Annotated in this window: 16 protein-coding genes; 15 read left to right on the top strand and 1 reads right to left on the bottom strand. The window is 58.9% G+C overall.

Going from position 1 to position 11,680, the window contains the following annotated elements; all coding sequences use genetic code 11:
* Nucleotides 1-11: 11 nt before the first annotated feature.
* Nucleotides 12-389, top strand: a complete 378-nt coding sequence (locus tag LT948_RS16390) for a hypothetical protein (RefSeq protein ID WP_019438425.1) — start codon at nucleotides 12-14, stop codon at nucleotides 387-389.
* Nucleotides 390-502: 113 nt separating this feature from the next.
* Here the strand turns inward: LT948_RS16390 and LT948_RS16385 are convergent, their stop codons facing one another.
* A complete protein-coding gene (locus LT948_RS16385) occupies nucleotides 503-1,342 on the bottom strand; it encodes a hypothetical protein (RefSeq protein ID WP_019438424.1) in 840 nt (279 codons plus the stop codon).
* 116 nt (nucleotides 1,343-1,458) lie between these two features.
* Between LT948_RS16385 and LT948_RS16380 the strand changes: the two genes are divergently transcribed.
* The 14 genes from LT948_RS16380 to LT948_RS16315 all read left to right on the top strand — a co-directional run bounded on the left by LT948_RS16380 (nucleotide 1,459) and on the right by LT948_RS16315 (nucleotide 11,645).
* Nucleotides 1,459-2,316, top strand: a complete 858-nt coding sequence (locus LT948_RS16380; protein ID WP_019438423.1) for a class I SAM-dependent methyltransferase — start codon at nucleotides 1,459-1,461, stop codon at nucleotides 2,314-2,316.
* Nucleotides 2,317-2,343: 27 nt separating this feature from the next.
* Nucleotides 2,344-2,775 (top strand): hypothetical protein, encoded by a 432-nt coding sequence (locus LT948_RS16375; RefSeq protein WP_019438422.1) that lies wholly within the window; start codon nucleotides 2,344-2,346, stop codon nucleotides 2,773-2,775.
* A gap of 56 nt (nucleotides 2,776-2,831) precedes the next feature.
* The gene (locus LT948_RS16370) at nucleotides 2,832-3,308 is read left to right on the top strand and encodes a hypothetical protein (protein ID WP_019438421.1); all 477 of its coding nucleotides are present in this window, start codon (nucleotides 2,832-2,834) and stop codon (nucleotides 3,306-3,308) included.
* 364 nt (nucleotides 3,309-3,672) lie between these two features.
* Nucleotides 3,673-4,089 carry a hypothetical protein gene (locus LT948_RS16365; RefSeq protein ID WP_019438419.1) on the top strand — a complete coding sequence of 139 codons (417 nt, stop codon included), beginning with the start codon at nucleotides 3,673-3,675 and terminating at the stop codon, nucleotides 4,087-4,089.
* Between the two features lie 110 nt (nucleotides 4,090-4,199).
* Nucleotides 4,200-4,340 carry a hypothetical protein gene (locus LT948_RS16360; protein ID WP_171902180.1) on the top strand — a complete coding sequence of 47 codons (141 nt, stop codon included), beginning with the start codon at nucleotides 4,200-4,202 and terminating at the stop codon, nucleotides 4,338-4,340.
* Nucleotides 4,341-4,747: 407 nt separating this feature from the next.
* Nucleotides 4,748-5,503, top strand: coding sequence for a head GIN domain-containing protein (locus LT948_RS16355; RefSeq protein ID WP_019438417.1), 756 nt, complete (start codon nucleotides 4,748-4,750; stop codon nucleotides 5,501-5,503).
* Nucleotides 5,504-5,526: 23 nt separating this feature from the next.
* Nucleotides 5,527-6,624 carry a hypothetical protein gene (locus tag LT948_RS16350; protein WP_232197094.1) on the top strand — a complete coding sequence of 366 codons (1,098 nt, stop codon included), beginning with the start codon at nucleotides 5,527-5,529 and terminating at the stop codon, nucleotides 6,622-6,624.
* An 88-nt stretch (nucleotides 6,625-6,712) separates the two neighbouring features.
* Nucleotides 6,713-7,423: a hypothetical protein gene (locus tag LT948_RS16345; protein ID WP_010792846.1), complete on the top strand. Its 711-nt coding sequence runs from the start codon at nucleotides 6,713-6,715 to the stop codon at nucleotides 7,421-7,423.
* Nucleotides 7,416-8,021, top strand: coding sequence for a hypothetical protein (locus LT948_RS16340; protein ID WP_010792845.1), 606 nt, complete (start codon nucleotides 7,416-7,418; stop codon nucleotides 8,019-8,021). Before LT948_RS16345 ends, LT948_RS16340 begins: the two co-directional genes overlap by 8 nt.
* A gap of 3 nt (nucleotides 8,022-8,024) precedes the next feature.
* A complete protein-coding gene (locus tag LT948_RS16335; protein ID WP_010792844.1) occupies nucleotides 8,025-8,282 on the top strand; it encodes a hypothetical protein in 258 nt (85 codons plus the stop codon).
* Nucleotides 8,283-8,326: 44 nt separating this feature from the next.
* Entirely contained in the window at nucleotides 8,327-10,573 is a 2,247-nt protein-coding gene (locus tag LT948_RS16330) for a hypothetical protein (RefSeq protein WP_010792843.1), read from the top strand.
* Complete coding sequence (locus LT948_RS16325; protein ID WP_010792842.1) at nucleotides 10,570-10,785, top strand: hypothetical protein; 216 nt, start codon at nucleotides 10,570-10,572, stop codon at nucleotides 10,783-10,785. The genes LT948_RS16330 and LT948_RS16325 overlap by 4 nt, the downstream gene beginning before the upstream one ends.
* The gene (locus LT948_RS16320; RefSeq protein WP_010792841.1) at nucleotides 10,778-11,362 is read left to right on the top strand and encodes a hypothetical protein; all 585 of its coding nucleotides are present in this window, start codon (nucleotides 10,778-10,780) and stop codon (nucleotides 11,360-11,362) included. The genes LT948_RS16325 and LT948_RS16320 overlap by 8 nt, the downstream gene beginning before the upstream one ends.
* Nucleotides 11,355-11,645, top strand: coding sequence for a hypothetical protein (locus tag LT948_RS16315; protein WP_019438414.1), 291 nt, complete (start codon nucleotides 11,355-11,357; stop codon nucleotides 11,643-11,645). Before LT948_RS16320 ends, LT948_RS16315 begins: the two co-directional genes overlap by 8 nt.
* Nucleotides 11,646-11,680 lie beyond the last annotated feature (35 nt).

Here is an 11,680-nt window from a genome sequence, read left to right as displayed (position 1 = left end):
GTAGGGTTTTGATGGAAGGAAGACAGTTCATCAAGAGCGTGACCGGGAATTACCCCGTTTACCCCGGCCATCCCCTGGTACTGGCAACTGCGATCATGGAGTTCTACTCCGACTTTCCGACGGCAAATGCGCCTACAGAACATGGCTGGTGCGCCGCCCTGAGCGATAGCCGCATCCCTGGAGCCGGGGACCACGTCGGTGCCGCAGTGCGCTGCTTGAATATTGGAGCTGAAGGCGGTTCAGTAGATGAGATGGTGGCCGCCGCGTGCAGTTACTGGGAGCGAGGGCAGGCCGGCGGGCACCATGGATATGTCTGTGCCGGCATCGAGCAGGCCAAGGCCGTTGAGCCGAAGTTCCGCGAGCTGGCCGAGCGTTGGTTCCCGAACTGACCCACCCTCCCCGATCAAGGCCCGCCGATTTGGCGGGCTTCTCGTTCCTGCAGGGAAGGTCGGGCCCTACGGTTGGGCCTGAAGCTACGCACTAGCCGTAGTGAGGCTCGGATTCATGCCCGAGGTTCCGAACTCACCGTGCTTCGATGAGGAGTGCGTTCAGGCCGAAATTTCCGGCCCGGGAGCAGTTGGAGCTTGAGGTTCGGTTTCGAGTCCCGAGATCGGTCTCGAAGCTTCCGAAAGTGGGGTATCCGAGTATTCAGGGTCATCCATTTTTCAAGCTCGGGCATGAAGCCTTCGCCAAGCACATCGCGTATGCACTTGTAGATTGCAGACCTGAATTGCAGATCAGAGAGTAACTTGATCTCCTTCCGCCGGCGGTCCCACTCGGTTTTCAGTTTCCAACTCCGGGCGCCTTTCCCGTTCTCCTCCAGCTCACGGTTCAGTTCGACCAGGGCGTCATAGGCCCTGAGTTTCGATACCTGGATGGCTTGCAGGAGTTGTGTATCGGTGAAACCGTTCTGCTGGGCCCAGAGCGGAAAATCTTGACCATATACACCCGCTTCCCAGAACTTTGCTCGGATCACTCCCACAGCGCCCACGATCTCCGGGTACAGCTTCGAGAACTCGGAGAGGTATCGCTCTCGTTGGTAGTCGTGCACGCGCGCCAGGGCGGCCTCGCCGGCGAGATGTAGAACGCCACGGGCAAGCGCCTGGTCGGTTCGGATTTCCAGCCGTACATGCATCTCGCTTCGCAACACTTCGATCTGCGTATAGAGGTAACGCTGACCGTCACGGTCTTTGCGAGCCACCGCGGCTTCCAACCTGCGGTTCAGGATTCCAATCGCGCCAGCGCACAGGGCCACGACGGTGCCGTGCCTATAGCTGCTCCTGATGAACTCCAGGAATCCGGCCTCGCTTTTCAGTGCTGATTTCAGATCAATCCACGGCATAGGAAATCTCCCCTATTGATTCCCCGAGGCTACTGCAATCCTGAGGAGGTACATGCTCAAAGGCTACGGCTGATTTCCGGATCGCAGATGGTGGCACGGGAGGACCAGCCCGATTCTTGCCTCAGTTGATCAACGAACAGGCACTTGAGGCGATGAGCACACAAAACACACAGATCGAACTCGGCCAGTACCCAACCCCGGCCTGGGCTGCAGCCGCGATCGTACGAAAGAACTTCAGCCACCTCAGCGCCAAGGATTTCGTCCTTGAGCCAACGTGCGGCCCAGGGCGCTTTCTGCAAGCGGTTCCCCAATATGTGCCGGCGCTGGGGATAGAGATCGATCCGCATCTCGCTCAGCAAGCACGTGACCTGACCGGCAGGCCGGTCATTACCGGCGACTTCTTCCAGGTGGAGTTCGAAGAGCGTCCAACTCTGGTCCTCGGTAATCCGCCTTTCGAAACCAAATTCATCGAGCGATTGCTGGATCGTGTACACGGCCTGCTGGTCGACAATGGCCAGGTGGCATTCGTCCTACCCTGCTACTTCCTCCAGACAGCGGCGAGAGTGTGTCGGTACAACGAACGCTGGGCCATCCAGCAGGAGATGCTGCCCAGAAACCTCTACGCCGGGCTGAAGCATCCCCTGACTTTCGTGACGTTCACCAAAGACCAAGAGCGCCTGATGATCGGCCTCAGCCTATACCACGAACTGGCGTACCTGCAGGGCTTGCCGAAAGATGTGCAGGAGGCCATGAATCAGGGCCCAGCCACCTGGCGCGAGGTCGTCGGGCAGGCCCTCGATCTGTTCGAGGGTGAGGCCCACCTGAGCCAAATCTACGAATACGTTGCTGATCGCCGGCCGACGGCAAACCCGTACTGGAAGGAGCAGGTCCGTAAGGTCTGCCAGCAGACTGCGCGCCGAGTGGGCCCCGGGCGATATGCGAAGCCGGAGCAGCTGGACATGCTGGCCGCATAGCTGATCGAACATCTGGAGAGACACCGCATGACCACAACCAATCAACAGCAGGCGGTTCAAGGGAAGCAACCTGAGAAGATCAGCCCCGAAGAACTGCAAGCCATGATCGCCCAGTACCAGGCCGGAGAAGTGATTGCGTCCCGGCTACCCTTCACATTCCCCTCGGGCTTTAAGCTCACTGAGGTGGTCCCGCAATGCAAACTGTGCGGGAGTGAAATCCGAAAGCAGGACTTTAGGGGGAGCTGGAACCAGGTACTGCCGGATGTCGTGGTGATCGATGGCCACGGAGTGTGCCGGTCCTGCCGTTGCATCACAGCATTTCTCTTCCGAGTCCGAGGGGAAAGCCCTGTGGTCCTGGAATCGATCAGCGATGAAGGCGTTTGGCAGCAATACACCCAGGACCAGACGATGTGGGCGCGGATCAAGCGCCAGCTCCGATTGCTGACCTCCCGCTTCTGACACACTCCGATTGACCTCAGACTGGTCTCATCGCTAACACGCCATGGAGCCCCATCATGAGCCTCAATCCAATGATCATGGACGAAGCCAAAACCGAAGTTCTCAGCTGCCTCGACAACGCGAGCCGGTCAATCCACGAGTTTCACGACGCACCAGCGTTCATGACCTGGTGGGAACAGTACGATTCTGGTGATCTCGGCCTGACTCACGACCAGAAAATCGACCTCTACTGCCAGCTTCGGGTTGAGGTCTACACCTTCCAGGGCTGCCTCGATGAGTACCGCCGCCTACTGGCGGGGAAATCCGGCATGGCACTGCAAATCGGCGACTCCCAGTATGCCTACCTCTGCGCCGGCGGGGAGCTGATCGGCTTGACTGTGCACCGGAATAGCACCATCGACGAGGCTGAGCCTTACGACTTCGACAGCAGCGCGTTCAATACCTGCATTGGGGGCTGGATGGATGAGGATTTCCGCCAGACGCGCAAATGGATTGCCGAGCCTTATTTCGTATCGGTGTCGACTCAATTCTGAGATAGCCAGGGCCTCTTATTGCGAGGCCCGCTTGACCTGCAGGAGGTGGGAAATGGGGCATTCTGAGCACTTCGAGTTCGTAGACTACCGGGTAGGAGCGTGCGGTGTTGCTTACGTTGCGGCGACCCAACCGGAAATCAGCGCGCTGGCCGTGAAGGTCGGCTACTCGGGAGGTTTTAAGCAGGTGGTAAAGGCCTACCCACCCTGCCCATCGACAGAGACGCTGAAGAATCGAGCGCTTCGGGAAGCCCTCGAGGATGACGACACTATCCCGTGGTGAGGGGTGCGACCGAAGACCCTTTAGCCCCCAAACGTTATCTTATATCATCCAAGGGCAATCACCCTTGCCCTGAGGTACCCGTCTATGATCCTGGTCGTTAAATCGCAGCTCCAGAATCCGGTGAGCCAGGTAGTTTTCGCAACCCTGTTGTTCTTAGCTGCATGGTTCCTCTGGCATACGGACTACATGACCGAGCGGAGCGTAATCGCGGTGGTAGACTCGAAATACTCCAAGGAGGACAGTGACCACGCCTCCATTCGATACAGGATTCAAGCCGAAAACCTGTTTGTCTCTCGCCCCGCCAGCGATGCTGTGATGCAACAGAGCAAGGTGGGCGACAAGCAGGTGCTGATAATGCGCCCATTCGACATGCGTCCCACACCCTGGGAGACAGGCTTGTTCTTCATCCTCCCGACTATCTGTTTGTCGGCCGGGATCAGCCTGCTGCTTTCCATTGCGTGCATTCGCTTTTTCCCACTGTGCCCTAATACCCCCCGATGACAGAACTTGGATTGGCGACGTTGGTCGCGTTTCTGATATGCGTGCCCTGGTGGTTCTTCGAGAACTACAAGCAGCGCCCTCTTAGTGAGTTTCCCGACCTGGAGAAACTGATGGGCACCGTATTCCCGGATGACCTTGCAGCCATCCGGGCGAAAGGTTCCCTTAGCCGTGCAGAACATCTCCGATACCTCAAGACCCAGCACAAGGCGCTCAAGGCCGAGATCAAGCGCAGGAGTGGCTTTATCGAGTGATTGCTGGCTAGATCGAAATGGCGCTTGCTACAGGTAACGCCAGGTAAGCAATACGTCGGCAGGTGCTACAGCCGCCCCATCCGCTATTCCCTCTTCATCTTCCGCTTCACCTCATCTCCAGCCGGTGGCACTTCCCGCCCCGGCTGCTCGCTCCGCTACCTGTCTGTGAATTTCAGCGGGTGGCTTTCGTTGGTACCCAAATTTCGGTCGCGGGACAATCCGGGGGCAATCCATGGAGAAAACCCGTGCTCAGACGACACCGAAAGCATCTCGGCGTGTTCGTGATCCTGGCAACGATGGCAGGAGTGATCAGCTTCTGCTGGGGTAGTGGCACACCTCAACCCAGCCGATCATCTCTCACACCAAACACCGCCACCGCGCAGAGCGAAACCGAGAAGGACCGAGCGATGACCACTTCCCTTACCGACTTCTTCCCTGAAAACTCGAAATGGAGCCCGCCCGAGAGCTTCATCAAGGAATCCCGACCCATCCACCAGGTGAAAAAACTCATCATCAAAGGTGCAGTTGATGTCGTGTTCTTTCGCGATCAAACCCCGCGCCTGGTAGTGGCTGGGGAAACAAAAGAAGCCGTCGAGCGCGTTCATACCACCCTGTCGGGCGACAAGCTGGTCATCGAGCAGGAAGGTAACGTGATCATCGCCGGAGGTGGAAGCATCAACGTTTCCGGCAACGGAAACATCGTGGTCGGCCGCGACATCCGTATCAACGGCGTGCAAATGCAGTTCAACGGCCCGGTGGGCTCCATCGACATCAAAGGTGCCTCGATTGGTACCGGCCGCGTTCTGGTTGCCATCAGCCTGCCGATCGCCCCTCGTGTCCGGGTAAAAGGCAGCGGAGACATCACTCTCTACGGCCTGCAGCAAGATGAGTTCGAAGCGAGTGTCCAGGGCTCGGGCGATGTGACTGTGCAAGGCACGGTACAGAGCCTTGAAGTCGAGGTTGCAGGTTCCGGCGACGTCGACGCCCGTGAACTTACTGCGGCAACGGTGGACCTGAGTGTTGCCGGATCGGGTGACATCAGCGCCTATGCCAGTCAGTCGGCCCGCGCCCGGGTGGCGGGCTCCGGCGACATCGTGGTGTACGGGAACCCTGCCCAACGCGATCACCGTGTCGCCGGCTCCGGCAAGATCAAGTTCAAGTAAACCCGGCCCAGAGGAACAGAACCATGAACAATACCCTGACTTTGGCCCGGGACCGAGCCAATGACTTCGCCCGACTCCACCTGCAGGAGTGTGCAGTTGAGTTGCTGCGCTGGAAAAAGACCTCACTCCTCCCCACCGATGGCCGCGTTCGGGAATTGGCGAAACTCTGCTCCGAGATCGCTGGCCCCGCTGCATCGCTGAGTCTTGCCGAAGCTACTGTTTACGACCTCGCCCTTCAGGCGCTTAGTACGCCAGATTTCCCAACCAACGCGCCCCCGATCTCGTCTCTAGATCTGCAGTCGAAGGAGTCCGTTACTTCGCCTCTCCTACCAAAGTCCGACCTACGCCAGATAGAACTTGAATCACTGGATGACCCAGGTCGTGTGCTTTTCTTGAACTTCGACATGCCAGGGCTCTCCGTTCGTTACGCCGGTCAAGGCGAGGTGAAGGTGAGCATGCTGGCAGGGAATGCGCTCCTCCCGATCAGCAAGCAGGACTTCTGGACCAATGTTTCCCACCATTCCTTGGCCGCAGCGCTCATCGTCCTCAAACTCCACCGGCCACAGTCAAGCAATGTCCAACTGAAGGACATCCTGACAATCCTTAGCGATCTGGAAAAGATGCTGGCGCTGGTCAACTCTGCTCCTCAGATGCACGCCGACGTTGCCAGATGGACAGACTGGCTCCACTCCTATCTTTGGTACTGGAAAGGGGAAGAGCAGGGAGAGTGGGCTACCCGCCGCTACAAAGCATTGCATCAAGGTCTGGTAACCAAGTTGACCGAGGTCCTCGATTCAATTGCTCAAGAACCAAATGTCTGTCGCTACGCGATCGATACCGATGGTGACGGGTCCGTCGTATCCCAGAGCCAAGTCGAAGTTCAGGCCTCACCTTCGGTCGTGAGCAGAGAGAACATCGACCGCGCGCCAGCGGATCAGTCCCAAAGACCGAGGTTGGAGTCAGTCGAGGAAGGTCCAATTCAGCGGGCGCTGGAGATCATCAACTGGATTTCTTGCCGGTCGGACATCGCGCCAAAAGACATGACTCGGCTTGAACGCTCAAGCGAAGAACTGACTGCATTGCTTGCCACGATTTCGCAGGCCGAAGCCCAGCCTACCTGAGCAGGGGCCTGGTTCTGGCACACCCCGAGGACGCCGATGATTGCTTCCGTGACATCCCATTCCTCCACCTCTTCAGGAACTGCAAGCGATGAGTAACGAAACGGAAAGCCCGATACCGGCGACCCTCCCCCAGCAGCCGGAGGTTCTCGCGTACCTCAACTACCACAAGCAGGACGTCGCCGGCCTTTCCTTCTCGCCACTTTCAGGGCGGTGCAAGCAGCTGATGGCCGTTGAGCAGTACCACCAGAGTGTGGATGCCCTGACGTCCCAGCTGGACATCGCTTTGCAGGACCTGGCTACGGCTCAAGCCGAGCTGCAGCGTAACAAGGTCACCATTGCTGGGATGAATGAGGCCCATGCCAAGCTCGCAGGGTTGTATGAGGGGGCTCTCTCGCAGATCAAGACGCTTACTGCCACGCCCACCTTCAACCTGTGCCGCTGCGGCGATCAACGTCTTCCGGCCGTGACCCTGGAACGCAACTCCCTGGGACCTTTCTGGAAAGCTGCATGCCCCGCCTGCAAGCATTCGGTATCGACCTTCACCGAGCCCGGCCTCGTCCAGCTGTGGAACGCACTGTCCAAGGTGCCCAGGCCCATACCTGCACCCACCGACGTAGAAGGGCATGTCGGTTTGGTCACCTACACCGCCTTCTGGAACACCTACGTGTCCGGCTACGAGGATGGGAAGCAGGACTCAAGGGCCAGCAACTGCGCGAAGTACAACCCAAGCGGGGCAGCTCACAAGTCCATGGCCCTGCTCGCCAGCCTGGCCCAACCGGAGCAGAACGCCCATGAGTGAGACCCAGCACAACCTGAGCACATCGGCCGGCGGCCGCGGCTACCTGGTGGATTACTTCCAGACCAAACTCGGGCGCTACGACTTCACCCGATACATCCGCGATCGCCTGGCTGCTGATTTCGCCTGCATTTTGTCCCAGCACCTGACAAAAGAGCAGGCCGAAACCGACACCATGCGCGCGGAGCTGCAGGCGCTGCGCGCGGATCGGACGGCAGGTTGGCGTTGCTTCCATTGTGGCGAGCACTTCCTCGACGAGGCCGCTGCCGCCCTTCACTTCGGCACTCATGAGATGCAATCGCCGGCCTGCCTTATCGACGTGGCGGAGTACCGCGAGATGGAAGCACGTATGCGCAGCTACAACGACGAGGATGCCGAAATCCACCGAGCAATGGCGCGCCAGCGAACCCAACATCAGCTCGAACTTCGCCGGGCTGAAGAGCAGGGCTATTCCCGGGGCCTTAAGGACGCCGCGGATGCCATGGAGCGCCAGCAAAGCTTGCATCAACTTGAGCTAAGCCGCGCTGAAGGGCTGGGTTATTCCCGGGGCCTCAAGGAGGCTACGGAGCAGATCCTCGACAAGCAAATGCAGGAGGACTAGCAAATGAGCCGGAAACAAACCGCCGAAGACAAAATCGCCAAGGTACTGGACTCGTATCACGCCTACCTGAAGGAATGGAAGTACGACGAAAAAAAGTCCCTCTTTTCTTCTGGCGGGTGGGTTTTCAAGGGCAAGAACCACACCGCCCACGAAATGAACAGCAAGATCCTCGCCCGCCGAAATCAGGACGTGCAGAAGATCCTCAAGATCACTTCCGAATCGAACGCCGGCACGGGTGACACCTCGCTCTCTGCACAGTGACAGGCGCGCCAGCATCTCTTCATTCCCAATCTCGTGGAGCCAACATGTCTTTCATCCCATCCCCCTCGAAATCCGGTGGCCGAACCGAAGCCCACGCAACACCGCAAGCCATGGGCCTTGCCATGAACGGCTATGAGATCCGAAATGCTCTGGAGTTCCTGGCCCCTGAGCGCACCCCTGAGCAGATGAGCCACCGACTGGTTATCGAACTGCACTCCGAAGCTCAGGAGATCCGCTGTCCAGAGTCCGGCCTTTACGCGCGCCACGAGAGATTCCCAGAGGACATCGCCATCTACCTGGTTGACCATGAGCCCGCCCAGGTGCTGCCCACCCAGGGTATGGCGCCGTACGACAAGGACGATCCCGATGCTGACGATCAACCTCGAAATGTGCCCAGCCTCGTGCTGAACGGCTATCAGTTGCTGAACGCCATCGAGTTCCTGGCCCCGGACAACACTCCTGAGCAGTTCGAGCAGACGCTGGTGATCGAGCTGCATGAGCAGGACGAGGACTTCCCTATGGCAGGCTTGTACGCCTACCACGAGGAGTGCCCTGAGGAAGGGGCAATACTGCTGCTCGACCACCAGGAAGGAGTGCCGGCTGGAGGTGGTAAAGAGGACACCTACGAGACCAAGATTGCGAAAACCCTCGAGCTAGTGAAACAGGCTGCAGATGCCATCCAGGTTTTCACCGGGCACGACAGCGGCGCGAATCTGCGGCACCACTATGGCGAGAAATGGTGGGAGAAGTTGGACGACTTGCGCGACAAACTGCGCGCAATCGGGAAGAGCCTCCCGCTCGCCCACTCCGACCAGTTGCTGGCGCTCGACAAGCAGTGCCGGGATGATGTCGGTCGCGCCTTGGGGCTCATCCCTTCGGAAGATCGTGGTTTTGCTTGGTCCTATCTGCTTGCCGCAATCAAAAAAGTAGTGGGCTCACACGTCCTGTCCTCAATCAAAACGGCAGTTGAGCAAGCTGGCGCGCATGAGGCAGTTCAGGATCAACGCCCTTCTGATTGGTCGCGCTTCGATCCAACCTTCGTCATCGAGTATCTGCGCGAGAGCAGCACCTTCGATGCTGACCTCATCGGGAAAATGTTGGAGTACGCCACTCGCCCTGTCGAAGCCGGGCAAGCCTCCCCTACCCCTGTGCTTGGGTGTGATTACCGAGGCAAACATTTCGGAGCCCCGTATCTGGATGCCCAGTGCCAGAACGGCTACCTCTGGGACGAGGATAGCTGCGATGAGCCTGGTGGTCCGCTGCTCAACGGCGGTGATATTCCGTGCCCCAAATGCAATGCCGCGGAGCACGCGGAATACCTGCGCCTGGACGAGGACGAAAATACCAGCCCGGTGCCTGTTGGCGATATCGAGCTGGCACGCAAGCTGTTCGAAGAAATGGCACTCATTGCGGATGACGAGAAATGCATCCACATGCTAGCCGGCGCACTTTCCAAAGCACAGCCCCTGGCACCTCGCGACGACATTCTCTCCCGAATGAGCGAACTGGAGTCCGTCGCCAAAGAAGGCAGGCCGAAGAAGATCGTTGTCCGACTGAAGCATCCCGACAGCGAACCCACCGGTTGCAGCAGCCTGCTCAACTACCACGAACCGACGCGCCAGCAGTTGATTACTGCCGGCATCCCGCTGAGTCGGCACACTCGGAATCCTATCGTTAGTTTCGGGATGATCGGGTGCAAGACGACGGTCGATGGTGCTATCGAATACACCTGGGGGGAATCCCAGGAGGTCCTGCTCGACAAATCCATCCCGGCTGTAGACATGACACGCCCGGCCTGGCTGATTCCGGAACTCAAACCTGACGTTGTGGGTGCTCTGCTGCTGGGAGGCATCAGCGGCTCGGAGTACGGCGACAACGACATTCAGGTTGACTCCAAGGTCGTCGAGCGGCTCCAGGCCGAACGTGTAACCACCGAAGACGATGTAGTGGTCGAGCTGGTAACTGCCGACCAGTACATTCGCGACGTCGCTGGTCTGCAAGCACGTGTGGATCTCTTCGACCGCCTGGCGGTCGCCAACAAGGCCCTGGCCGACTCGTTCCAAGCTGAACGGGACACTGCCCTGGCCAGCCAGGCGGCTCAAGACCGCGTGATCCCGGCGAACTGGAAGATCGAACGTACCGGCGAGCGCATCATCGTCCAGCACCAGCACAACGGTGCCGGCTATGCCGCTTCCCGTGAGGGTAAATCCGGTATTGCCGAGTCGGTACTGTTCCTCCTCGCTTCCGACCTGGTTGGTGATGGCGTTGTCGCCCAGGAGGACGAGGCATGAAGCGCCGTCCAACTGGGTTCGTTGCGACCTGCCAGTGCGGCGTTGTCGTTGGTGCGATGGACATCAATCGCACTGAGCGAGCGGATGCGGGCAGGCTGCTCGGCAAATGGCTGTACGACGGTTGCACCGTCGAACCGCGCTTCGCCGGCACCTGGTCCGCGGAAATCGGTCCGTGTAAGTGCCCCAAGGCAGAAGGAGAGCAGCATGAATAAGGTGCAACGCTACAGCGTGGATGCCAGGCATCTGCACCCAAAAGGCTTCCTGACCGGCCAGGGTATTGGTGAGGTCGTCTACGTCGAAGAGTTCGATAAGGTAGCCGGCGAATCCCAGGCAAACGCCAATGCGCTCGCAGCGGCACAGAAAGAGATTGCCACTCTCCGCGCCATGCTGGGGATGACACCGGAGTGGATGGCCCTCAATGGCCCGGGGCAGGTCAAACAAGGGGACACGCTTCGCTTTAAGGTCGGTGACAGCGAGATCGAAGCGCAAGCGCAACTGGTACTTCACGAGGGAACCGGCCGCGAGGAAATCGTCTACAACCGTGGGAAAAACCACTATTTCATCACCGGCATGGCCGTCGATGGCACCAGCTCTCACAAGAGCGTCATGGTGAAGTGCGGCCAGGCCCGAACGGGTAATGAACAGCTTCTGCGTCGACTTGGACAGGTCATCGCCTGGCAATGCTTCGGCGACTGCAGGATGTTCAGCGAAGAAGCAGTGCCGACCCCTGCGGAGGTCATTGCAGAGCTGGACGCTGTACTGAAGGGCGCGGAGTCCGGCCATGCCTGAGAAGCTGAAGCCGGTTTGTCATCGTGCGTTCTTCCAGAGCGCTCCCCAGCACTGGGGACCATGCAGCAAGGAGCACCATGACATGGTCAAGGCCAACCCGAAGGAATGGCCCGACTACGAGACTCAGGAGCTCTACGTCATCCCCGCCGACCAGATGCTGGTGCCTAGGGACCTGTTGGAGCGTGTGACGAAGGATTATTCGGGGAAACCGAACTGGGACGCCCTGGAGCCTGATCGCCTGGCAGCAGTGGAAGAGCTCAAGGCCTGGCTTAAGCCATCTTAACCACCCTTTCACCTCACCATCATGCGCCCTTCACT

The sequence above is a fragment of the Pseudomonas sp. CP-1 genome (genome assembly GCF_021213715.1).
Classification (GTDB): Bacteria; Pseudomonadota; Gammaproteobacteria; order Pseudomonadales; family Pseudomonadaceae; genus Pseudomonas; species Pseudomonas aeruginosa.
The sequence above is the reverse complement of the archived record's forward strand: the minus strand, read 5'-3'. Positions and strand labels throughout refer to the sequence as shown.